The organism is Citrobacter amalonaticus, assembly GCF_018252635.1.
GTDB classification, from domain to species: domain Bacteria; phylum Pseudomonadota; class Gammaproteobacteria; order Enterobacterales; family Enterobacteriaceae; genus Citrobacter_A; species Citrobacter_A amalonaticus_E.
The window spans coordinates 463,094-486,022 of the sequence record NZ_JAGTXM010000006.1; the positions used below are offsets into that span (position 1 = coordinate 463,094).

Genomic DNA, 22,929 nt, shown 5'->3' on the forward strand with positions numbered 1-22,929 from the left:
GTTATGAAGAGGCGCAAATATTTTTCATGCTCGGTTCAAATAATGGATTTCTTACATTAATAAAGATTGCACTGCTTATAAGCGTTTGGCGCCTTTTGTTATGAAGATGCTGTTGCTGTTACGCACTGAAAAACTCCTTGCACCAGCTCGGTACAGGCGGTTACACTAAATATCGATATTTTGAAATGTAATTTATTGTTTTATAAGTAATTTGACTCGGGGTGCCCCTTTTCACGAAGGGCTGAGAAATACCCGTACCACCTGATCTGGATAATGCCAGCGTAGGGAAGTCAGACACTGCTCGTGTCCCTTCTTCACGCGGGCAGGAGCGTAGATATGCAACCTGACCTGCTCAGTCGCAACCTTGCGGCGCGTACTCTGAAACATTTTCGAACCCTTTCTCCGTTAACCCACTGTATGACGAATGACGTTGTTCAGGGTTTTACCGCCAATACGTTGCTGGCGCTGGGCGCGTCCCCGGCAATGGTGATAGAACCTGAAGAAGCCCGGCAATTTGCTGCCATTGCCGGCGCGTTACTCATCAACGTCGGTACGCTAACCCAGCCCCGGGCGCAGGCAATGCGCGCGGCGGTTGAGCAAGCGAACAGCGCCAAAACGCCCTGGACGCTGGACCCTGTTGCCGTGGGGGCGCTCGAGTACCGCCGCCGTTTTTGTGTTGAACTTCTTGCCTTAAATCCGGCCGCTATTCGCGGTAACGCCTCCGAGATCCTGGCATTAGCCGGTGAAAGCGCCGGGGGACGTGGAGTGGATGCCACTGATGCGGTCGCAACGGCCCTGCCAGCGGCAAAGATTCTGGCACGTCAGACTGACGCTATTGTGGTGGTCACCGGCGAAGTGGATTACATCACGGATGGCGCACGCACTCTTCGTGTCACCGGAGGCGATCCGCTAATGACGAAAGTTGTTGGCACTGGCTGCGCGCTTTCAGCAGTCGTCGCCGCCAGCAGCGCATTAACCGGAAACCGGCTGGAAAATGTGGCATCAGCCTGTTCATGGATGAAACAAGCGGGAGAACGCGCTACGCAAATTAGTCACGGACCTGGCAGTTTTATGCCGGCGTTTCTCGACGCGCTCTACACCCTGGATACGGAGGTCGCAGCATGAAGCGGATTAACGCCCTGACCATTGCCGGTACCGATCCCAGCGGCGGCGCTGGTATTCAGGCCGATCTGAAAACTTTCTCGGCGCTCGGCGCTTACGGCTGTTCGGTGATTACCGCGCTGGTGGCGCAGAATACGCGTGGCGTGCAGTCGGTATATCGCATTGCGCCGGATTTTGTCGCCGCGCAGCTCGATTCGGTGTTCAGCGATGTGCGCATTGACACCACCAAAATCGGCATGCTGGCGGAAACCGATATCGTCGAGGCGGTAGCGGAGCGACTGGAACGCCATCAGGTACAGAATGTGGTGCTCGACACGGTGATGTTGGCGAAAAGCGGCGATCCGTTGTTGTCGTCCTCCGCCGTTGAAACCTTGCGCAATCGACTGCTGCCACAGGTTTCTCTGATTACGCCCAACCTGCCTGAAGCGGCGGCGCTGCTGGATTGCCCGCACGCGCGGACGGAAAAAGAGATGCTGGAACAGGGACGGGCGCTGCTGGCGATGGGCTGTGGTGCCGTGTTGATGAAAGGTGGTCATCTGGACGATGCGCAAAGCCCTGACTGGCTCTTTACCGCGACCGGCGAGCAGCGTTTTACCGCACCGCGGGTGATGACCAAAAACACCCACGGCACCGGTTGCACGCTCTCTGCGGCGCTGGCCGCGCTGCGTCCACGGCATACTGACTGGGCCAAAACGGTGCAGGAGGCGAAAATCTGGCTGTCGGCGGCGCTGGCACAGGCGGATACCCTGGAGGTCGGGCACGGCATTGGGCCGGTTCATCATTTCCACGCGTACTGGTAGCGTATATACTGGCAGCAGACTGGCTGTCAGGAAAAAGACTCATGGAACAAGCGCATACCCAGCTTATCGCGCAACTGAACGAACGTATTTCAGCGGTGGATAATACGCCGCTCTATATTAAGTTTGCCGAAACGGTGAAAAATGCCGTGCGCAGTGGTGTGCTTGCACATGGCAACATTTTGCCCGGCGAGCGCGATCTCAGCCAGTTGACCGGCGTTTCACGCATTACGGTACGTAAAGCGATGCAGGCGCTGGAAGAAGAGGGCGTCGTGACGCGAGCGCGTGGCTACGGCACGCAAATCAACAACATCTTTGAATATTCGTTAAAAGAGGCGCGTGGATTTTCTCAGCAGGTGGTCTTGCGGGGGAAAAAACCGGACACCTTATGGGTCAACAAGCGGGTCGTTAAGTGTCCGGAAGAGGTGGCGCAACAGCTGGCGATTGCCGCCGACAGTGACGTATTTCTGCTTAAGCGCATCCGCTACGTTGATGAGGATGCGGTTTCTATCGAAGAGTCGTGGGTACCTGCACATCTTATTCATGATGCCGATGAGATTGGCATTTCGCTGTACGACTATTTCCGCAGTCAGCACATCCATCCCCAGCGCACCCGCTCGCGGGTAAGTGCCACAATGCCGGATGCCGAGTTCCAGTCGCATATCCAGATGGACAGCAAAGTGCCGGTGCTGGTGATCAAACAAGTGGCGCTTGACCAGCAGCAGCGGCCTATCGAGTACAGCATCAGCTATTGCCGAAGCGATTTATACGTCTTTGTGTGCGAGGAGTAACTCCTCGCGAAACGGCGCGCAGTCGCCGCCGCGATGTCCAACTACCCACGATGCCACAGCGTTGCCGAGCAACACGGCATCCGCCAGCGACCAGCCCGACGCCAACCCGGCCAGCATGCCGCCCGCGTGGCTGTCACCGGCCCCGATCGTATCAACGACCGTGGTCGGGAAGGCCGGAACATGTCCCGAGGCATCCGGGCTGAAATACCACGCGCCTTCTTTGTCATGGCGAACGATTAATGGCGCAGCAAATTGCGCCACCCATTGTGCACCTAAGCTTTCCACATCCTGGCTCAAACCAAACCGTTCCGCCGCGATTTCGGCTTCCTGACGATTGAGCGACACCAACGGGCGACAGGCCAGAATCCGTGACATCAGCGCATCAGGAATATCGCCGATGCGCGGGCCAAAATCGATAAACGCCATCACGCGATCCAGACCTTCCAGCCACTGCACCAGCAGCTCGCCGCAGGGCGAAGACAGTTGATAACCCGAGAGATAAATCAGGCTGTCACGCGGGATGGTCAACTGAGACAGCCAGTCGGTATTCCATTGGTTCTCTACGCCGCTAAATGACATGAACGTGCGCTCACCATCCGGTTCGACCAGCGCCAGGCACCAGCCGTTATCAGCTTGGGCGGTCTCAATGAGGCTGTGTAATCCTTCTTTCGCCATCCGGTTACGAATGATCTCCGCCCACACGCCCTGGCCCAGCGGCAGGGCATTTCCGGCATCAATGCCCAGCCGTTTCAGTGCCACGGCGATATTCAGCGCACAGCCGCCGACGTTAACGCCTTGCTGTTTCAGCTCAATGTCACAACCGCGCCAGGGTAGGGCATAGGCATCAGCGATGACATCGATGACCGCCGCGCCGACAACCGTGACCGGCTGGCGAGTCGTTAAACCCGGTAACAGTTCGGCTAAACGTGAAGTGTTCATGACGCCTCCCGACGTTGGCGCAGACCGGCAAGCGCCGTAGCATAGCGGCTGAAATCGAGCTGATTGACCGCATCCAGCGCCTGTTTCCATTCCGTATTGATGGCGCTTACTCCCCGCAATGCGCCGCATATGGCCGTTGCCATCGCCCCAATGGTATCGGTATCGCCGCCAAGATTGGCACACAAAATGGCGCAGCGATTGGGGTCCGTTTGCGCCAGTTCGACCATCGCGATGGCGCAGGCCACCGATTCGATCGTGCTGGTTCCGGCGCCGATCACCTGATACAACTGTTCGCTGGCTGCTTCGGCACCGTCCGCATTGCGCACAATTTTCAGCGCAATCTCCAGACGCGCACAGAGCGATGCGCTAAAGGTGGTGATCCGCTTCTGTTGGGCGTGCAATGCGATAGCGGGAAGCGAGTCAACAATCGCGGTCCAGGAGTCACCCTCGATCGCCCGTGAAATCGCCCATGCCACCACCACCGCACCGGCGATAGCCAGATCCGATTTATGCGTCGGGCTGGAGGCCAGCGCAACGTCATCAATAAACGCATCCAGGTCACGGGCGGGCAGCAGACATCCTAACGGCGATACGCGCATGGCCGCGCCGTTGGTGACGCCGTTATTTTCCAGTTCCGCCACCGGTTTCCCGTTGCGAATCGCGTTCAGGGCGATTTTCGACGTCGGTCCGAGGACATTTTTATTGAAGGCGTCAAAGCGCAACGCCCACGCGAGAATATTACGTCCAATCAGATCCGGGTCGATCTCGCCGTCGCGCTCCAGCAGTGCATCCGCCAGACAGAGCGCCATTGAGGTATCGTCGGTAAATTCTGCGCGGCCAAAATAACAGGCCGCATTATTGTCTTTTGGCCCCGGCAGAAAGCGGTCAATCCAGCCAAAGTGTGCTTTGACGCGGGTTCTTGGCCACAGTTCTGACGGCATACCCATCGCATCCCCTAACGCCTGCCCGTAAAGAGCACCGAGAATACGTTCTGCTTTCATTTTACTTCCCCTTGTGTCAACGCAGTCTCGCGAACCTCAATAGCGGTAATGTCTTTATCCGATTCGCGAAAGAAAATCATAAATAGTACGGCTATCACGGCGATCATCACCGCCCCGAATGTCCACATGCCAGCCCAGTTAAAGGTCAGGCCATTGACCGGCTCCGGATAAGCAAACATTTTTTCCATCATCACGCCGCCGAGGCGGTAGCCCAGCAGGCTGCCGAAACCCTGACAGCAGAGTGTAATCAACCCCTGTGCGGCGGTACGCATATGTACTGGCGCTTTTTTATCGACGTAGATATAGGCCGTGACGTAGTAGAAGTCATAGCTCACGCCGTGCAGCAATATACCGAGGAACAGCAGGGCATAAGTGAAGTATTCGTCTGCGCCGCCGTAGATGAAAAAGCCGTAGCGGATCGCGGCAGTGATAAGACCAAGCAGCAATACCTTTTTGATACCAAAGCGTTTCGTAAAGAAGGGCAGCGCCAGCATAAAGAAGATTTCGGAGAACTGGCCGAGGGTCATCCAGCCGGTGGCGTTTTTCATCCCAACTTCGGTCAGATACCCATTGGCGAAGATGTAATAGAACGCCAGCGGCATCGCGAACAGGAACGAGCAGAAGAAAAAGACGAGAAAGTTTTTATCACGTAGCAGGATAATCGCGTCCAGCCCCAGCATGACTTTGACATCCATCTTGCCGGTGCTTTTCGGCGGGGTATCCGGCAGGAAGAAGGCAAACACGCCTAACAGGGCGGAACTACCTGCGGTTATCAGAAGCGGAATATTAGTTGGCGAGATATCGCTGTAGCCCAACATCTGCGGCAGGAATCCGCAGGCGAGACCAGAGGCGATCCAGCCGATAGTGCCCATCACGCGGATGCGCGGGAAGTCACGTTCCACGTCCGGCACGTTGGCAAAAGCGATGCTGTTGGTCAGCGCAATGGTGGGCATATAGGTGAGCGAGTAGGCCAGCAGCAGCGGGAAGAATCCACCGAACGTCGTCTGCTGAGCGGCAAAATACATCAGCACCGCACCGGCGAACATCAGAACTGCCAGCACTTTCTGTGCCGAGAAGAAGCGGTCGGTCAGCGAGCCCACGAGGATCGGCGACAGAATCGCAGCGATCGCCGTACAGGCATAAGACCAGCCAATTTCACCGGCGGTAAAACCACTTTTGCTCAACCAGAGCCAGAGCGGAACAAACCAGGCCCCCCAGATAAACCATTCAATGAACATCATGAACGACAGCTTCACTGTAGTTTTCATCTTTAAATCCTTCATGACAGGTAAGGTACGTCATGACAGTACCACTTAATAATACCTTTTAAATACCTTTGAGGCGAAACCTTGACCTTCTTAACACTTTTCCGTCGGTGAATCGTGCCAGCGGATAACGCTGAAAAATCCCCGAAAGATGGAAAAAATGGCCGGTCGGTACCAGACTTATGGCTGCCCGCAAAACGCGGGTCAGGACAATCCACATTCCGACGCCTTCGGAACTTACGGGAGCATAACTATGACTGATATTGCGCAGTTGCTTGGCAAAGACGCCGACAGCCTCTTACAGCATCGTTGCATGACCATATCCTCTGACCAACTCTATCTGCCCGGACATGATTACGTCGACCGTGTGATGGTGGACAATAACCGTCCGCCTGCGGTACTGCGTAACATGCAGACGTTGTATAACACCGGGCGTCTGGGGGGAACGGGTTATCTGTCCATTTTACCGGTCGATCAGGGGGTGGAGCACTCGGCAGGTGCGTCGTTTGCCGCCAACCCGCTCTATTTCGACCCAAAAAACATCGTTGAACTGGCGATCGAAGCCGGATGTAACTGTGTGGCTTCAACCTATGGCGTACTGGCTTCCGTCTCGCGCCGTTACGCGCATCGCATTCCGTTTCTGGTAAAGCTCAACCATAACGAAACCCTCAGCTATCCGAACACTTACGACCAGACGCTGTACGCCAGTGTGGAGCAGGCGTTCAATCTGGGGGCGGTGGCCGTAGGCGCAACCATCTACTTTGGTTCTGAAGAGTCACGTCGCCAGATTGAAGAGATTTCCGCTGCTTTTGAACGAGCGCATGAACTGGGCATGGTCACCGTGCTGTGGGCCTATCTGCGAAATTCCGCGTTTAAGAAAGATGGCGTCGATTACCATGTCTCCGCCGACTTAACCGGGCAGGCGAACCATCTGGCGGCAACCATTGGCGCGGATATTGTCAAACAGAAAATGGCGGAAAATAACGGCGGATACAAGGCCGTAAATTATGGCTATACCGACGATCGCGTCTACAGCAAACTGACCACGGAGAACCCGATCGATCTGGTGCGCTATCAACTGGCAAACTGCTATATGGGTCGTGCCGGGTTGATCAACTCCGGTGGTGCCGCGGGCGGCGAAACTGACCTGAGCGACGCGGTGCGCACGGCGGTCATCAACAAACGTGCGGGTGGAATGGGGTTGATCCTCGGACGTAAAGCCTTCAAAAAATCGATGGCTGACGGCGTGAAACTGATCAACGCCGTGCAGGATGTCTATCTCGATAACAAAGTGACGATTGCTTAACGCAATAGCGGACAGTCCGGTGGCAGTCGACACCGTAACGCGGCGGGCAGGATTTCGATATGAAACTCCTGTCCGCTCAACGGTTCGCCATCGAGATTAAAGGTAATGTCATGCGGTGCCTGGATTTCAAACCAGGCCGAAGCACCGTCGATGATATTGGGGTTTTCCTCCTGCGGTTTCAGGGTGGAAAACAGCGCGGGCAGAATCTCTTCCCCGGTGAAAATTCGCAGTTGCAGTAAACCGTCGTTGATCAACGCATTCGGACACAACTGCTGACCGCCACCGGCCTGACGTCCATTACCGATCCCAATCACCAGCGCATCACCCTGCCAGTGGAAATTTTCACCACGAATTTCACAGCGATCCGGTTTCAGGGTATCCATGCGCATCAGGCCATGAATGATGTATGACACGCCGCCCAGCGCCGCTTTCAGTTTTTCCGGCGTCTCGGTGGTGATACGCGTACCAAAACCGCCGGTCGCCATATTGATAAAACAGGTCTTATCGTTGACCTGCGCCATATCAATCTCAATGGCGTTACCGACAATCGCCAGCTTCAGCGCTTTATCTAACTCTTCGGGGATCCCGACGCTGGTGGCAAAGTCATTGGCGGTACCCAGTGGCAGAATACCCAGCGCCGGAATATGGGGGCCCTCGCACTGAATCAGCGCCGTCGACACTTCATTAATGGTGCCGTCGCCGCCGCCGGCGATCACCGTTTTAACGCCCAGACGGCGGGCCTCTTCGACATAGCGCCCGGCATCGCCTTTTTCCCAGGTGACGCGAACGTGGATCTCTACCCCTTCGTCGCGGAGCAGCCCAATGGCGTCACGCAGCACGGGGTTATCAGCACTTTTACCATTCAGAATCAATACGCTTGAGGGGAAATGATCCATTCCTTTTTTGCCTGTTTGTTTTTGAAAGCCCTGAAGAAAGTGTATAGCAGAAACGAAAAGGGGAGGTCAGAACAGGCTTAAAATACGCACACAATATACTATTTTTGCAAACTAAATCGCGGTACAGGAAGGCGGCAAATGAACGAATCCCTGGGAGCATAGAATGACTATGTGACCAGGGTGAGTGAGTGCAGCCAACGCATCAGTACCGCGATTAGGCCGCAAAAAAATAAGCCTGCGTAAGGGAGATTACGCAGGCTAAGGAGGTGGTTCCTGGTACAGCTAGCATTTATGGGTTATGTTTTTCAGCGAAACGGATAATACCCTTAATGAACGAAGCGGTATGTGATCGGTTTCTAAGATTCATCCTGGCGTGAAAAAATAACCCTGATTAACTATTTAGCGTGCGGATTACGCGTCGATTCGCCGGAGAAATTACGCATTAACAGCGCATAATCCAGCATCAGATCCTGCGGGACAGGGATCCATACGGTATAACCGTCACCCGGCGCCACCGGCATTGGTTCGCCTTTGGCATTTGCCATCTGTTCTAACGTGAAGTTCACGTTGCCCTGCGGGGTCATCAGTTCCAGGCTGTCGCCGACGGAGAATTTATTTTTCACCGCCACGGCGGCGAGATCACCTTTGCGCTCACCGGTAAACTCGCCCACAAACTGCTGACGCTCGGAAACCGAGTAGCCGTATTCGTAGTTCTGATAATCGTCATGAGTGTGGCGACGCAGAAACCCTTCGGTGTAGCCACGGTGCGCCAGACCTTCCAGCGTTTCCAGCAGTTGCGGGTCAAACGGTTTGCCGGCAGCGGCATCGTCAATCGCTTTACGATACACCTGTGCGGTACGCGCGCAGTAGTAGAAGGATTTGGTACGGCCTTCGATTTTCAGCGAGTGCACGCCCATCTGCGTCAGGCGTTCAACGTGGGCGATGGCGCGCAGATCTTTCGAGTTCATGATGTAGGTGCCGTGCTCGTCTTCGAACGCGGTCATGTATTCACCCGGACGCTGGGCCTCTTCAATCATAAACACTTTGTCGGTGGGCGCGCCGATACCCAGCGTCGGCTCCACATTTTGTACCGGGATCGGCTCGTATTTGTGGACGATATTGCCGACCACATCTTCTTTACCTTCCTGAACGTTATATTCCCAACGACAGGCATTGGTGCAGGTGCCCTGGTTCGGGTCGCGCTTATTGATGTAACCGGAGAGCAGACAGCGGCCGGAATAGGCCATGCACAGCGCGCCGTGAACGAAGATCTCAATCTCCATCTCCGGTACCTGGTTGCGGATCTCTTCAATCTCTTCCAGCGACAGCTCGCGCGACAGAATCACGCGGGTCAGCCCCATCGAATGCCAGAATTTTACCGTCGCCCAGTTCACGGCGTTTGCCTGGACGGAGAGGTGAATCGGCATGTCCGGGAAGTGCTCGCGCACCAGCATAATAAGCCCTGGATCAGACATGATCAGGGCATCCGGGCCCATTTCCACCACCGGCTTCAAATCGCGGATAAAGGTTTTCAGCTTCGCGTTATGCGGTGCGATATTGACCACCACGTAGAATTTTTTCCCCAGCTCGTGGGCTTCATTAATGCCGCGCTGTAGATTCTCGTGATTGAATTCGTTATTGCGCACACGCAGAGAGTAGCGCGGCTGGCCAGCGTAAACGGCATCTGCGCCATAGGCGAAAGCGTAACGCATGTTTTTCAGCGTTCCCGCCGGGGAAAGGAGTTCCGGTTTAAACATAATGTTCTCGTTCTGATGACAGGTCAGATCCGCTTCACCTGATGAAGCGGCTAGAGGAGAGTCCTCACGTTAAGGGCGGGCATTGTAGCGCTGCGGAGCAGGGAGGTAAAGGGAAACGCCGGGCCCGATGAAGGGGCGTTATCGGGCCACTTTTTGCGCTGCCGCGTCAGGCAATCCGGCAGGCATCTGCTTCCCAGCGATACCCGACACCATACACCGCGCGGATGAACGACTGTTCTTCGTCAAGCGCTTCCAGCTTGCGGCGCAGGTTCTTGATATGGCTGTCGATGGTGCGGTCGGTGACCACGCGATAATCATCATAGAGATGATTCAGCAACTGCTCGCGGGAAAACACTTTTCCCGGCTCGTGAGACAGCGTTTTAAGCAAGCGGAATTCTGCGGGCGTCAGGTCGAGCATTTTACTGCGCCAGGAGGCCTGAAAACGGCTTTCATCGACAATCAACGGACTTTCTGCGTCTAACTGCTGGAGTTCACGCTGTGGCTTACAGCGGCGCAATATGGTTTTCACGCGGGCGACAACTTCACGCGGACTGTAGGGTTTGCAGATGTAATCATCCGCGCCAATTTCCAGCCCCAGCAGGCGGTCAATCTCCTCGATTTTAGCGGTGACCATCACGATCGGCACCTCGGAGAAGCGACGGATTTCGCGGCACAGCGTCAGGCCGTCGGTACCCGGCAGCATCAGATCCAGCAGGATCAAATCCGGCGGCGTCTGGCGCACATAAGGCAGGACCTGATCGCCATGGCCGATCAGCGTCGGGGCATAGCTTGCGGCACGCAGATAGTCGATAAGTAACTGTCCCAGCTTGGGTTCATCTTCCACAATCAGGATGCGTGGCGTGTTTTCATCAATGGGTAACTCAGTCATACGTCTCTCTGTAAATCGCGTTCCAGCGGTAGCTCTACTGTAATGCTAACCCCGCCAAAAGGCGAATGGGCAGCGTGGATATGACCATTATGCGCGTCGACAATGTTGACGCAAATTGCCAGTCCCAGTCCGGAGCCCCCACTGGCGCGGTTGCGCGAACCTTCGGTGCGGTAGAATCGTTCGAACAGCTTCTGCAACTGCTCGTCGCTGACCCCTGGTGCGGAGTCGGCGAAGGTGATCAGGACGCGTTTGTCGCGCTGCTCTGCGCTGATACGTAAGCCGCCGCCGCTATCAGTGTAACGAAGGCTGTTTTCCAGCAGATTGTTGAACAACTGCATCAGGCGATCGCGGTCGCCGAACACGGTGGCGCTATCAGGCAGGGAAAATGCTAACTTCAGTCCACGGCTGGCAAAACGTTCGCGAAATGCGCCGCCCGCCACTTCCAGCAGTGGGATCAAATCGACAGTGGTTTTTTGGTAGGCCAGCGCGCCTTCGTCAGACATCGAAAGCTGATGCAAATCGTCGACCAGTTTGGTCAGCGTACCCACTTCCGCCTGTAACGAGGCCACTGACTCCGGCGTGAATTTTCGCACCCCATCCTGAATCGCCTCCAGCTCACCGCGCAAGACGGCCAGCGGCGTGCGCAGCTCATGCGAGATATCGGCCATAAAGTCCCGACGCATCTGCTGGTTCTTTTCCAGCGTGCTGGCGAGCTGGTTGAAATCCTGCGCCAGTTTGCCCAGCTCATCGGCGCTGGTGGCAGCAACACGGGTGGTGAAATCCCCCGCAGCCAGTTTGTGCGTGCCTTCGACCAGTCGTTTGACCGGGGCCAACAGTCCGCGCGCGAGTGGAAAGGTCGCCAGCGCCGCCAGCAGGGTTGAGAGCGCCACAATAAGCCAACTGGTGCGTCGCTGCTGTTTATCAAAATTGATGTCGGTGTTACGCGTCAGGCGTTCAACAGGGGAGGCAATGACGGCGCCGACCTCCTGGCCGTTCACCAGAATGGGCCGCCGCGTGCCGTCTCCAGGAACCGGACCGCGCGGACCGACCATGACATGTGCATCCTGATCCACCACCCAGAACTGGGTGCGCCAGCCGTGTGGCGGCATGCCGGGCCCGGATTTGTCGTCGTCTTTGTCATGTTCAAAGGAGCGGAGGATCTGAAACACAAAGCGGTCGTTATTGCGTAGAAAACGCCAGCTGCCGTGCTGTTGGTACTGTTCGCCTAACGCGTCGCTGAGCATGGTCAACCGCTGCTCGTTGCCGTTTTTGATGTAATCAATGAACCCTCGTTCGAAGCTGATGCGCACCGCCCAGTGCATACTGATCAGCAACACAATGCAGGTGGCGAAAATCGCCAGAAACAGTTTGCCGGTAATACCGGGTCGCCAGAGCTTCATCAGGTTCTCCTTTTGCGTCGCGCGATGACGACATTTTTGTGGGTATCATTCGGGACGCGGGCAAAGATCACGGCGGGTAAAGCAATGATAAAGGCCATACACAGCCAGGTGTACATAAAGACGGTATGCGACGTTCCGCTGTCCACCGTTATATGCTGCTGTCCAAACATCCCCAGCAGCAGACCGGCAACGGTGACGCCGATACTCATCGAGAATTGCATGATCATCGACAGCAGGCTGTTCCCGCTGCTGGCTAACTCATCCGGCAGATCTTTCAGGGTCAGGGTGTTCATGGAGGAGAAACGCGTCGAGTTGACCATGCCCTGAACAAACAGCACCAGCGGCAGCACGTAATACCAGCCAAGCAGGGCGGTGGACATAAACAACAGAGTGACCACCGACAGTCCCAGCGTAGTGGCGACCAGCACCCGTCGATAGCCAAAACGGTTAACCACCTGGACGACAATCCGTTTCATACCCATACTGCCCAGTACCATGGGGATCATCATCAGGCCAGCGTGAAACGGGGAAAAACCGAGGCCGATCTGCAAAAATACTGGCGTCATAAAAGGCAACATTCCGCTGCCGATGCGTCCGGCAAAGCTGCCAAACAGCCCCAGCGAGAAGGTCGGCGTGCACAACAGGTGAAGACTGAACAACGCCCGAGGGTTATCTTTGGCGTGCTTCAGGTAGAGCAAAATGGCCACCACGCCGCACACCACCAGCGCGCCGAGCGCGAACGACGAAATTCCCATCCCTTTGCTGCCATCCAGCGCAATAGTCAACATCGCCATCCCCGCCGCCAGCAGCAGAAAACCCGAGAGATCAAAGCGCCGGGTTTGCATGGTGTAGTTGGGCATCAGCATTAGCGTGGCGATAGCGCCAATAATACCGACCGGGAGATTGATCAGGAAAATCCAGTGCCAGGAGGCGTATTCCACGAGGATACCGCCCAGCGCTGGACCGAGCAGCGGACCGACCTGACCGGGCAAGGTAACAAAGGTCATCGCCGCCATGTACTGCTCGCGTGGGACAATCTTCATCACCGTCAGCCGGCCAACCGGAACCATCATGGCACCGCCGACGCCCTGTAACACCCGCGCCATGACCAGTTCATTCAGCGTGCTGGACCCAGCACAAAACAGCGAGCCCAGTGTGAACAGCACAATGGCGGTGAAGAAAATATTCCGCACACCCACTTTGTCCGCCAGCCAACCGCTGGCAGGCAGCATGACCGCCACGGTCAGCACATACGAGACCACGACCATGTGCATATGCAGCGGGCTTTCCCCGAGGCTTTTCGCCATCGAGGGAAGCGCGGTATTGACGATGGTGGTATCCAGCGACTGCATAAAGAAGCCGAATGCCACAATCCACAGTTGCCAGCGGGTGCTGTTGGGAAGTTCTGTCATGTCTCTGTTATCGGTTTACGGCGTCTACGCGCAAAACGCAGCCGCAGACGGTCGAAAAAGAGGTACACCACCGGGGTGGTATAGAGCGTTAACAACTGGCTCATCACCAGACCGCCAACAATAGTGATCCCCAGCGGCTGACGCAGTTCAGAACCGTCACCGCCGGAAAGCACCAGCGGCAGCGCGCCAAACAACGCGGCCAATGTGGTCATCATAATCGGGCGAAATCGCAGCAGACAGGCCTGGAAAATCGCCTGTTCCGGAGTGAGATTGCCATGCCTCTGCGCTTCCAGCGCAAAATCGACCATCATGATGGCGTTTTTCTTCACGATGCCAATCAATAGCATGATCCCTATCAGCGCGATTAGGCTGAACGGGGCATCGAAAATCTCCAGTGCCAATAGTGCGCCCACCCCAGCAGAAGGTAGGGTGGAGAGGATAGTCAGCGGGTGGACATAACTTTCATACAGCATGCCGAGCACAATATAGACCGTGGCGATCGCGGCAATAATCAGGATCACCTGGGAATTCATTGTTTCCTGGAAGACCTGCGCGGTCCCGGCAAAACTGCCGCGCACGCTGGACGGCACGCCAAGTTGGGTCATCGCCCGATGAATGGCGTCACTGGCTTCTGATAACGAGGAGCCCGTAGGCAGGTTGAAGGAGACGGTCGACGCCGCCGACAGCCCCTGATGATTCACCGACAGCGGCGCGTTCGCCGGTTGCCATTTGGCAAACCAGGAGAGCGGAATCGCTTTGCCGTCGCTGTTAATGACGTACATTTTTTCCAGCGCACTGATGTCCTGGGTGTAGCGCGGATCGACTTCCATCACCACTTTATACTGGTTCATCGGCTGATAGATGGTGGAGATCTGCCGTTGACCAAAGGCGTTGTTCAACAGGCTGTTAGCCGCCTGCACGTCAATGCCCAGTCGCGACATGGTTTCACGATCGTAGATGAGATTCATCTCCGCCCCGTTGTCCTGTTGATCGGAATTGACATCCGCCAGTTGGGGGAGGGCGGCTAAGGCTTTGCGGATTTTCGGTTCCCATTCGCGTAGCGCGGCCAGATCGTCTGACAGTAGCGTGTACTGATAGCTGGCATTGGACTGGCGGCCGCCGACGCGAATATCCTGTACCGCCATCAGGAACAGATTGGCGCCAGGCTCTTTTGCCAGTTTCACTCGCAGACGGTCGATCACCTGCTGCGCGGTCTCCCGACGTTCGTCGCGGGTCTTAAGGGTGATGAACATCATCCCGCTGTTGACCCGTGAGCCGCCGGTAAAACCGGTGACATTATCCACCGCCGGGTCGTCGCGAATGATCTTCATAAAGTCCTGGAGCTTGCCGCGCATCGCCTGAAACGAGATGCTCTGGTCAGCCTGAATCCCGCCCATCAGTACGCCGGTGTCTTGCTCCGGGAAGAAGGTTTTCGGAATCGAAATGTAGAGCCAGATATTCAGCGCGATGGTGCTGAGCAGCACCACGCCGACCAGTCGCGTATGGTTGAGCACCCATTTCAGCGATTTACCATAACCCTGTTGCAGCGCGACCAGTATGCGGCCAAATCCGCGCAGCCGTTTCTGCTCCCGCGGCTGGCTGGATTTCAGCATCCAGCCGCACATCATCGGGGTGAGCGTGAGCGACACCAGCAGTGAGATACCAATTGCTACCGAAAGCGTGACGGCAAATTCTCGCAGTAATCGCCCTGGCAGTCCGCCCATCAGCAGTAGCGGCAGGAACACGGCGACCAGCGACAGGCTCATGGACAACACGGTAAAGCCGACTTCGCGAGTCCCCTGAAGCGCAGCCTGCAAGGGTTTCATTCCGGCTTCCAGGTGGCGCGAGATATTTTCCAGCACCACGATGGCGTCATCCACCACAAAGCCAGTCGCGATGGTTAGTGCCATCAGAGACAGGTTATTGAGGCTGAATCCGCACAGATACATCGCGGCAAAGGTGCCAATTAACGAAACCGGAACCGCCACGGCGGGGATAAGCGTAGCGCGTCCGGAGCGCAGGAATAAGAAGACCACCAGAATGACCAGCGCTACGGAAATGATTAGCGTCTGCTCAACCTCTTCCAGTGAGGCGCGGATGGTCGGCGAGCGATCCTGGGCAATTTGCATATCAATCGACGCCGGGATGGTGGACTGCAATTCCGGGAGTCTGGCCCGAATGCTGTCGACCGTCTGGATAATGTTGGCTTCCGGCAGTTTGCGGATCATCAGCAAAATCGCCGGTTTGGCGTTGGTCATCCCGGCGTTTCGAACATCCTGCACCGAATCTGTCACCGTGGCGACATCACCCAGCCGTACGGCACCACCATTGTTGTAGTGAATCACCAGTGGCTGATATTCCGCCGCCGTTTTGAGTTCATCATTGGTCTGGATCTGCCAACGATGCGTGTTATCTTCCAGCGCCCCTTGCGGTTTGCGCACGTTAGCGTTGCTGATGGCGGTACGGACATCATCCAGCGAGACGCCCTGGTTAAACAGCGCCTGTGGATTCAACCCGACGCGCACGGCGGGCAACGAGCTGCCGCCTACATCAACGTCGCCGACACCGTCGATTTGCGCGATGGTCTGCGCCAGTTGGGTTGAGGCGAAGTCGTATAGCTCACCTTGCGAGTATGTCTCCGAGGTCAGCGTCAGAATCATGATCGGCGCGTCCGACGGGTTGGCTTTGCGGTAAGTTGGTCGGCCAGGCATGCCGCTTGGCAGCAGACTTTGCGCCGCATTAATCGCCGCCTGCACATCTCGCGCCGCCCCGTTGATATCGCGATCGAAATTAAACTGTAGAATGATGCGCGTGCTGCCCAGCGAACTGCTGGAGGTCATCTCACTGACACCGGCAATGCGTCCCAGCGAGCGCTCCAGCGGCGTTGCGACGGATGACGCCATTGTTTCCGGCGAGGCTCCCGGCAGCGACGCGCTGACCATGATCACCGGAAAATCGACCTGCGGCAGCGGGGCGACAGGCAACAGTCGAAACCCCAGCACGCCGCAGAGCGTGATGGCGAGAGAGATTAAAATCGTCGCCACCGGACGGTAAATGAAGAGGGCGAAAAACTTCATTTACGCCTCCTCTTCCCGGCGAGAGAATCGGTGTTTCATGTACAGCGACAGGCGGTCAAACAGCAGATAGATAACTGGGGTGGTGAACAGCGTCAGCACCTGGCTGACCAGTAATCCCCCCACCATACCGATCCCCAGCGGACGGCGCAGCTCTGCCCCCACGCCGGTACTCAGCATCAGCGGCAGTGCGCCCAGCAGCGCCGCTAGCGTGGTCATCAGGATCGGACGAAAACGCAGCAGACAGGCCTGGAAAATTGCCTCGCGTGGTGCCATCCCCTGTTCGCGCTCGGCGGCAAGGGCAAAGTCGATCATCATGATGGCGTTCTTCTTCACGATGCCTATGAGCAAAATGATGCCAATAATGGCGATAACGCCCAGTTCACTACCGGCAATCATCAGCGCCAGAAGCGCTCCGACGCCAGCCGTGGGTAGCGTAGAGAGAATGGTGATCGGGTGTATAAAGCTTTCATACAGTACGCCGAGCACGATATACATCGCCACCACCGCCGCGACAATCAGCCAGATGGTGCTGCTCAGCGCCGCCTGGAAGGCGAGGGTACTGCCCTGGAACTGGGTGGTGATATCCACTGGCAGATTCAGCGTTTTTTCGGTATCCAGAATCGACTGAACTGCATCGCCCAGCGAATAACCGTCCGGGATGTTAAACGAGATAGTGGTGACCGGGAACTGATCCAGATGGTTGATCGAGAGCGGTGCAAAGCGCTGTTCAATTTTGGCGATGGCGCTGAGTGGCACCATGCCGCCGTCGCTGCTGGTCAGACGTACCGAATCGAGCGCCGCCAGCCCAGGCGTGTTGTCGGTATTGTGTTCCAGCACCACGCGATATTGATTCGCCTGGGTGTAGATCGTGGAAATCAGACGCTGACCGAAAGCGTTATACAGCGCGTTATCGACATCCGCCATGCTGATCCCCAGCCGGCTGGCGCTGTCACGATCGACATTCACATAGGCCACCAGGCCCTGATCCTGCCAGTCGCTGCTGACGTCAGAAAGCTGCGGCAACGCCTGTAGTTTCTCCATCAACTGTGGCACCCACGTGCTGAGGGCATCCAGCGAAGTGGCCTGTAGGGTGAACTGATACTGGGTGCGGCTGACCTGGGTATCGATCGTCAGATCCTGCGTCGGTTGCAGATACAGCTCGACACCCGGCACTCTTGCTACCGCCTCCTGTAAACGGGCGATCACTTTCTGGACGCGGTCATCACGTTCGTCGAGCGGCTTCAGGTTGATTTGTAGACGCGCGCTGTTCAGCGACGGGTTGGTACCATCGACGCCGACGAAAGAGGTCAGACTTTCAACCGCCGGATCTTTCAGTATTACGTCCGACACCTGCCGCTGGCGCTGGGCCATACTGGTAAAGGAGCTGGACTGTGGCGCCTGCAACGTGCCCTGAATGATGCCGTTATCCTGGATTGGGAAGAAGCCTTTCGGAATGAACACCCACAACATGATGCTTAACAGCAGGGTGCCCAGCGCCACGCTCAGCGTCAGCCACGGATGGTTCAGCACTTTCGCCAGCCAGTGTCCGTAACCGGCAATCACACGGTCAAACATTTTCTCCGACGCGCGGGAGAAGCGGTTTTGCTTACGCAGTGACTCCTGGCTCAGCATCCTGGCGCACATCATTGGCGTCAGGGTTAACGACACCACGGCAGAGATTAAAATCGCCACCGCCAGCGTTACGGCAAATTCGCGGAACAGACGTCCCACAATATCGCCCATAAACAGCAGCGGGATCAGAACTGCAATCAGCGAGAAGGTCAGCGAGATAATGGTAAAGCCGATTTCTCCCGCCCCTTTGAGGGCTGCCGTCAGCGGTTTTTCCCCTTTTTCGATGTAACGCGAAATGTTTTCGATCACCACAATCGCATCGTCCACCACAAAGCCAGTGGCAATGGTCAGCGCCATTAACGTAAGGTTGTTGATGGAGAAATCGAGAAACACCATGACGGCAAAGGTCCCTATCAGCGATAGCGGGACGGCAACGCCGGGAATAATGGTGGCGGGAATATTACGCAGGAACAGGTAGATGATCATCACGACCAGCGCGATAGCCAGCATTAACTCGAACTGGGTGTCGCTCACCGAGGCGCGGATATTGGTGGTGCGGTCAGACAGTACCGTTACGTTCACCGATTTCGGCAGGCTCTCTTTGAGCTGTGGCAGCATCTGATGAATGCTGTCTGCCGTTGAGATGATGTTAGCGCCAGGCTGGCGCTGAACGTTCATCACAATGGCCTGTTCTTTATTTGCCCATGCACCGAGCCAGCTGTTTTCCGCCCCTTGTTCAACGGTAGCAACATCGCCCAGACGAACCGGCGCGCCGTTCTGGTAAGCAATGATGAGTTGCCGGTATTCGTCGGCAGACTGCATTTGATCGTTCGCCGAGAGCGTCACCGCCCGCATGGGGCCATCAAGACTACCTTTGGCGGAGTTGACGTTGGCGCCGGTAATCGCCGTGCGGACGGTTTCACTGCTCAGGCCCAGCGCGGCAATGGCCTGCGCATTGAGCTTCACGCGGACCGCCGGACGTTGACCGCCGGAGAGCGTCACTAACCCGACGCCGGAGACCTGGGAGATTTTCTGCGCTACGCGGGTCTCGACCATGTCTTCCACCTGGGTCATCGGCATGGCGGTAGAGGTCACCGCCAGGGTCATGATCGGCGGATCGGCAGGGTTGACCTTGCTGTAGACCGGCGGGTTCGGCAGGTCGCCCGGCAGCAGGTTGGTGGCGGCGTTAATGGCCGCCTGAACTTCCTGTTCGGCTACATCCAGCGGCAGGGTTAACTGGAACTGGAGCGTCACCACCGACGCGCCGCCGGAGCTTTGCGACGACATCTGTTTCAACCCAGACATCTGACCGAACTGGCGTTCCAGCGGTGCGGTGACCGCAGAGGTCATCACATCCGGGCTGGCGCCTGGATACAGCGTCACCACCTGAATAGTGGGATAGTCCACCTCTGGTAGCGCGGAAACGGGCAGGAAACGATAGCCGATAATCCCGGCGAGGAGAATCGCCACCATCAGCAGCGTGGTGGCGACAGGACGCATAATAAACAGGCGCGACGGGCCGCCAGTGCTGCCTGGAGGTAATACCTGCATCACGAGCGTACTCCTTTCTTACCGTAATCGCGGCTGGTGGCTTTTGCATCGGTTGTGGTGGCGGTCTGTGCTTCCACCACTTCCACTTTCGCCCCTTCCGTCAGGCGGTCAATTCCGTCGGTGACGACGCGGTCGCCTGCTGAAATCCCGGCGCTGATTACCACCTTCTGGCTGTCCTGAATGCCCGTTTTGACCAGATGCTTACTGACTTTGTTTTCATCGTTCAGCACCCAGACGAAATGCCCCTCGTTGCCCATTTGTAGAGCGGCAGTCGGGATCACCACGGCGTTTTGTTCTGTGTCGACCAGCATCCGCGCGTTCACAAACTGGTTCGGGAACAGCGCGTCATCCTGGTTATCAAAGCGAGCTTTGATTTTGATCGTCCCGGTTGTGGCATCGATCTGGTTGTCCAGACTCAACAATACACCTGCGCTGAGCTTTTTCGAATTGGTTCGATCCCAGGCTTCAACAACCAGCGGCTGTCCGCTTTTTTGGGCCTGCACCACGGTGGCGATATCGCTTTCCGGTAGAGTGAACACCAAATCGATGGGGTGCGTCTGGGTGATCACCACAATACCGGTGGTATCGCCGCTGGAAATCTGATTGCCGATATCGACCTGTTTCAGGCCGACGCGACCATCGACCGGCGCAGTGATGCGGCTCCAGTCGAGTTGCAGTTGTGCGCTGGCGACACTGGCTTCATCGGCCTTAATCGTACCTTCTGACTCGCTCACCAGTGCCTGCTGGGCATCCAGCTCCTGTCGGGAGACTAAGTTGCTCTTGACCAGTTGCTGGTAACGGGCCAGATCGCGGCGCGCGTTGGCGAGGGTGGCTTTGTCTTTCGCCAGGACTCCCTGCGCCTGTGCCAGTGCCACTTTAAACTGGCTGGGATCGATCTCCGCCAGCAGGTCACCGGCTTTAACCTGTTGACCCTCCTGGAAATGAAGCGCCAGCAGTTGTCCATCCACGCGGCTACGTACGGTGACAGTGTTGGCAGCGGTGATCGTGCCCAGTCCGGTGAGATAACGCGGAACGGCCTGCTCCGTGGCGGTCGCGGCCTGCACCGGCGCGAGTGGACCCGAGCGCATACCGCGACGACCTGCGCCAGCCGTTGGCTTCGCTTGCCCGGTAGCGCCGGGGGCGGTGCTCTGCGGTTCGCCCCGGTTTTGCCAGAACCAGAATGCGGCAATGGCGGCGATGACCACCACAATGGCTATCACCCAGCGGGATTTGTTACTGCCTTTCATCGTTATGAGTTTCTCATCCTGAAACGTTTCGCGGAATGATACTAGTTTAGTCAGCCATCAAGGGAGAAAAATGGAGGAATTATGAAACCCGGTACGGATTCATCCGAATGGCGGCGCGCTTTGCGAGGCGTTACGCAACAATCATCGCTGAAAAAATCGCATGAGAAATTGTGCGCTACAGTGGCGGCACGGCAAAAAGGAGGTAAGCCACGGATTTCAGCAGGACGCTGAAACGGGAAAACCCCTCCCGAGGAAGGGGCCAAAATAAGGAAAGGGTTATGATGAGGCCAGTCATCATACTGGTGATACTCTTAGTCATTAGCTTACCAGCTTACTAAGACACCAGGGGGAGGGGAAACCCTCCCTTACCCTCACTCCTGAAACTAAGCCACATGAACCTTAATGTCAATCCATCCGCGTTCAGCTTGCGAGGCGTTTAGCGGAATACCACCTCCGCCCAGCGCGCCAGACCGGCGGTGACGGAACCGAAGTCATCGCCACCGGCAATGGGAATACCCGGCAGTTTGGCGGCCAGCGCTTTTTTGATCAGCGGCGAGCGTGCGCTGCCACCGGTCAGATAGATGACCTCCGGCTTTTCCTGAGCGTTATCCAGCGCCAGTTGTACCTGTTCCAGTATCCGGGAAAGCGGCTGATCCAGCGCGCCCTCCAGTGCCTTCTGACTCACAATGGTCGCCAGATCGTCACGGATAAACGGGAGCGTCGCGTTAACCTCGGGCTGCGATGACAGTGCAATTTTGCTCTCTTCGGCGCTGCGAACCAGCCGATAACCGAGACGCTGACGCCAGACTTTCTGCAACAGCGCCACCTGTTCTGGTTCGCGGGCATCGCGTACCAGGTCGTTCAGCAGACGCCCCGTGGCGCTACTGTAGAACTCACTTTGTGCCGGGACATCGTTGATCGCCACCGCGTTCCACCACGGCAGCACCGGCAAGGCGATCCCTTTTTCGGTTTCACCCCCCATCCCCAGCAGCGGCATCAGGTGTTTAAACGCCAGCGCGATATCCAGATCGTTTCCGCCAACGCGACAGCCGCTGTGTCCCAGCAGGCTGGATTCGCGGTCAGCGCGATGATGCCACTGTGGCCCCATCAGCAGTAATGAACAGTCGGTAGTTCCTCCGCCGATATCCACCACCAGGACGCGTTTTTCTTCCTGCAATGTTGCTTCGTAGTCCAGTCCCGCCGCCACCGGCTCGTACTGGAAGACGACATCCTGGAAGCCGGCTCGTTTTGCTGCACGGTCCAGAATGCCCTGCGCCTGGCTGTTCGCCTCATCGCCGCCTGTTCCCTGGAAGTTAATGGGGCGTCCAATCACGGCCTGAGTGATGGCTTCCGGGAGCTGGTTTTGTGCCTGCTGACGGATGTGTAGCATCATGGCACAGACCAAATCTTCGAACAGCGCGACCTGCTGCGGCTTTAACCCGCTGGCGCCGAGGAAGGATTTCGGCGATTTAACGAAGTACACCTCTTCCGGGTCGTCAATATAGTGTCCAAGCGATGACAGGCCAAACTGGACGCTGTTGGCGTGAACGTCAATGTCTTCGTCACGATTGAAGCGAATGGCCCGGCGCAACAGCGCCTGCGTTTCATCGTCTGGTGTAGGAACATCATGATGGCGGTAGAGCCATTCACTCACCGATTCACGCGTCGGCGCGCAAAGCATGGAAGGCAGCAACGTACTGCCATTTTCCATTTTCAGCAGTTGCGGCTTGCCCGCGCGCATGATGGCGACGGAACAGTTAGCGGTACCGTAATCAAATCCAATAAACACCCTGAAAATCCCCATGCCAGTGAAGAAGGGGCGTGACTTTAGCGAAATGTCGTCGTCGCGACAACTGGAATATGAAAGCAAAGCACAACGCCTGAATAGCGTTTATGCTGAAAGTTTG

The 22,929-nt window shown here is 56.6% G+C and carries 17 protein-coding genes and 1 riboswitch; of the genes, 5 read left to right on the forward strand and 12 right to left on the reverse strand.

All coding sequences use genetic code 11. From position 1 onward, the window contains the following. Nucleotides 1–207: 207 nt before the first annotated feature. Nucleotides 208–305: riboswitch (TPP riboswitch) on the forward strand. 31 nt (nt 306–336) lie between these two features. The 3 genes from thiM to KE671_RS19815 are packed head-to-tail and all read left to right on the forward strand — an operon-like array spanning nt 337 to nt 2,710. After that, nucleotides 337–1,125, forward strand: a complete 789-nt coding sequence (gene thiM, locus KE671_RS19805; RefSeq protein ID WP_206164273.1) for a hydroxyethylthiazole kinase — start codon at nt 337–339, stop codon at nt 1,123–1,125. Beyond that, on the forward strand, nt 1,122–1,922 hold the full coding sequence (gene thiD, locus KE671_RS19810) for a bifunctional hydroxymethylpyrimidine kinase/phosphomethylpyrimidine kinase (protein ID WP_206164274.1): 801 nt from the start codon (nt 1,122–1,124) through the stop codon (nt 1,920–1,922). Before thiM ends, thiD begins: the two co-directional genes overlap by 4 nt. A gap of 41 nt (nt 1,923–1,963) precedes the next feature. Continuing rightward, complete coding sequence (locus KE671_RS19815) at nt 1,964–2,710, forward strand: GntR family transcriptional regulator (protein WP_206164275.1); 747 nt, start codon at nt 1,964–1,966, stop codon at nt 2,708–2,710. Here KE671_RS19815 and KE671_RS19820 read toward each other — a convergent pair. Genes KE671_RS19820 through KE671_RS19830 form a run of 3 tightly spaced genes read right to left on the reverse strand, consistent with a single transcriptional unit; the run spans nt 2,684 to nt 5,918 of the window. Beyond that, nucleotides 2,684–3,649, reverse strand: a complete 966-nt coding sequence (locus KE671_RS19820) for a PfkB family carbohydrate kinase (protein WP_206164276.1) — start codon at nt 3,647–3,649, stop codon at nt 2,684–2,686. The two genes, KE671_RS19815 and KE671_RS19820, sit on opposite strands and share 27 nt — an antisense overlap. Beyond that, nucleotides 3,646–4,650 carry an ADP-ribosylglycohydrolase family protein gene (locus KE671_RS19825; RefSeq protein ID WP_206164277.1) on the reverse strand — a complete coding sequence of 335 codons (1,005 nt, stop codon included), beginning with the start codon at nt 4,648–4,650 and terminating at the stop codon, nt 3,646–3,648. Before KE671_RS19825 ends, KE671_RS19820 begins: the two co-directional genes overlap by 4 nt. Then, nucleotides 4,647–5,918: a nucleoside permease gene (locus KE671_RS19830; protein ID WP_206164278.1), complete on the reverse strand. Its 1,272-nt coding sequence runs from the start codon at nt 5,916–5,918 to the stop codon at nt 4,647–4,649. The genes KE671_RS19825 and KE671_RS19830 overlap by 4 nt, the downstream gene beginning before the upstream one ends. 250 nt (nt 5,919–6,168) lie before the next feature. Here KE671_RS19830 and fbaB point away from each other — a divergent pair, with 250 nt between their 5' ends. After that, nucleotides 6,169–7,221, forward strand: a complete 1,053-nt coding sequence (gene fbaB, locus KE671_RS19835) for a class I fructose-bisphosphate aldolase (RefSeq protein ID WP_206164279.1) — start codon at nt 6,169–6,171, stop codon at nt 7,219–7,221. On the opposite strand, the gene yegS is transcribed toward fbaB, so the two are convergent. The 8 genes from yegS to KE671_RS19875 form a co-directional block, all read right to left on the reverse strand. Then, nucleotides 7,218–8,117 carry a lipid kinase YegS gene (gene yegS, locus KE671_RS19840; RefSeq protein ID WP_206164280.1) on the reverse strand — a complete coding sequence of 300 codons (900 nt, stop codon included), beginning with the start codon at nt 8,115–8,117 and terminating at the stop codon, nt 7,218–7,220. The two genes, fbaB and yegS, sit on opposite strands and share 4 nt — an antisense overlap. 395 nt (nt 8,118–8,512) lie before the next feature. Further along, complete coding sequence (yegQ, locus tag KE671_RS19845) at nt 8,513–9,874, reverse strand: tRNA 5-hydroxyuridine modification protein YegQ (protein ID WP_206164281.1); 1,362 nt, start codon at nt 9,872–9,874, stop codon at nt 8,513–8,515. 166 nt (nt 9,875–10,040) lie between these two features. Further along, the gene (gene baeR / locus KE671_RS19850; RefSeq protein ID WP_206164282.1) at nt 10,041–10,763 is read right to left on the reverse strand and encodes a two-component system response regulator BaeR; all 723 of its coding nucleotides are present in this window, start codon (nt 10,761–10,763) and stop codon (nt 10,041–10,043) included. Continuing rightward, entirely contained in the window at nt 10,760–12,163 is a 1,404-nt protein-coding gene (gene baeS / locus KE671_RS19855; RefSeq protein ID WP_206164283.1) for a two-component system sensor histidine kinase BaeS, read from the reverse strand. Before baeS ends, baeR begins: the two co-directional genes overlap by 4 nt. After that, nucleotides 12,163–13,575, reverse strand: a complete 1,413-nt coding sequence (locus tag KE671_RS19860; RefSeq protein ID WP_206164284.1) for an MFS transporter — start codon at nt 13,573–13,575, stop codon at nt 12,163–12,165. The genes baeS and KE671_RS19860 overlap by 1 nt, the downstream gene beginning before the upstream one ends. Continuing rightward, nucleotides 13,572–16,652 carry a multidrug efflux RND transporter permease subunit MdtC gene (gene mdtC / locus KE671_RS19865; RefSeq protein ID WP_206164285.1) on the reverse strand — a complete coding sequence of 1,027 codons (3,081 nt, stop codon included), beginning with the start codon at nt 16,650–16,652 and terminating at the stop codon, nt 13,572–13,574. The genes KE671_RS19860 and mdtC overlap by 4 nt, the downstream gene beginning before the upstream one ends. Next, entirely contained in the window at nt 16,653–19,775 is a 3,123-nt protein-coding gene (gene mdtB / locus KE671_RS19870; protein ID WP_206164389.1) for an MdtB/MuxB family multidrug efflux RND transporter permease subunit, read from the reverse strand. It abuts the gene before it with no gap. Beyond that, nucleotides 19,775–21,022, reverse strand: coding sequence for an MdtA/MuxA family multidrug efflux RND transporter periplasmic adaptor subunit (locus KE671_RS19875; protein ID WP_206164286.1), 1,248 nt, complete (start codon nt 21,020–21,022; stop codon nt 19,775–19,777). Before KE671_RS19875 ends, mdtB begins: the two co-directional genes overlap by 1 nt. A gap of 278 nt (nt 21,023–21,300) precedes the next feature. Between KE671_RS19875 and KE671_RS23125 the strand changes: the two genes are divergently transcribed. Continuing rightward, nucleotides 21,301–21,360, forward strand: coding sequence for a type I toxin-antitoxin system Ibs family toxin (locus tag KE671_RS23125; protein ID WP_125368594.1), 60 nt, complete (start codon nt 21,301–21,303; stop codon nt 21,358–21,360). Between the two features lie 98 nt (nt 21,361–21,458). Here KE671_RS23125 and yegD read toward each other — a convergent pair whose 3' ends face one another. After that, complete coding sequence (gene yegD / locus KE671_RS19885; RefSeq protein WP_206164287.1) at nt 21,459–22,811, reverse strand: molecular chaperone; 1,353 nt, start codon at nt 22,809–22,811, stop codon at nt 21,459–21,461. Nucleotides 22,812–22,929: the final 118 nt, after the last annotated feature.

Coding starts and splice junctions, on each gene's coding strand:
- thiM (WP_206164273.1), top strand. CDS start 337: ATGCAACCTGACCTGCTCAGTCGCAACCTTGCGGCGCGTACTCTGAAA.
- thiD (WP_206164274.1), top strand. CDS start 1,122: ATGAAGCGGATTAACGCCCTGACCATTGCCGGTACCGATCCCAGCGGC.
- KE671_RS19815 (WP_206164275.1), top strand. CDS start 1,964: ATGGAACAAGCGCATACCCAGCTTATCGCGCAACTGAACGAACGTATT.
- KE671_RS19820 (WP_206164276.1), bottom strand. CDS start 3,649: ATGAACACTTCACGTTTAGCCGAACTGTTACCGGGTTTAACGACTCGC.
- KE671_RS19825 (WP_206164277.1), bottom strand. CDS start 4,650: ATGAAAGCAGAACGTATTCTCGGTGCTCTTTACGGGCAGGCGTTAGGG.
- KE671_RS19830 (WP_206164278.1), bottom strand. CDS start 5,918: ATGAAAACTACAGTGAAGCTGTCGTTCATGATGTTCATTGAATGGTTT.
- fbaB (WP_206164279.1), top strand. CDS start 6,169: ATGACTGATATTGCGCAGTTGCTTGGCAAAGACGCCGACAGCCTCTTA.
- yegS (WP_206164280.1), bottom strand. CDS start 8,117: ATGGATCATTTCCCCTCAAGCGTATTGATTCTGAATGGTAAAAGTGCT.
- yegQ (WP_206164281.1), bottom strand. CDS start 9,874: ATGTTTAAACCGGAACTCCTTTCCCCGGCGGGAACGCTGAAAAACATG.
- baeR (WP_206164282.1), bottom strand. CDS start 10,763: ATGACTGAGTTACCCATTGATGAAAACACGCCACGCATCCTGATTGTG.
- baeS (WP_206164283.1), bottom strand. CDS start 12,163: ATGAAGCTCTGGCGACCCGGTATTACCGGCAAACTGTTTCTGGCGATT.
- KE671_RS19860 (WP_206164284.1), bottom strand. CDS start 13,575: ATGACAGAACTTCCCAACAGCACCCGCTGGCAACTGTGGATTGTGGCA.
- mdtC (WP_206164285.1), bottom strand. CDS start 16,652: ATGAAGTTTTTCGCCCTCTTCATTTACCGTCCGGTGGCGACGATTTTA.
- mdtB (WP_206164389.1), bottom strand. CDS start 19,775: ATGCAGGTATTACCTCCAGGCAGCACTGGCGGCCCGTCGCGCCTGTTT.
- KE671_RS19875 (WP_206164286.1), bottom strand. CDS start 21,022: ATGAAAGGCAGTAACAAATCCCGCTGGGTGATAGCCATTGTGGTGGTC.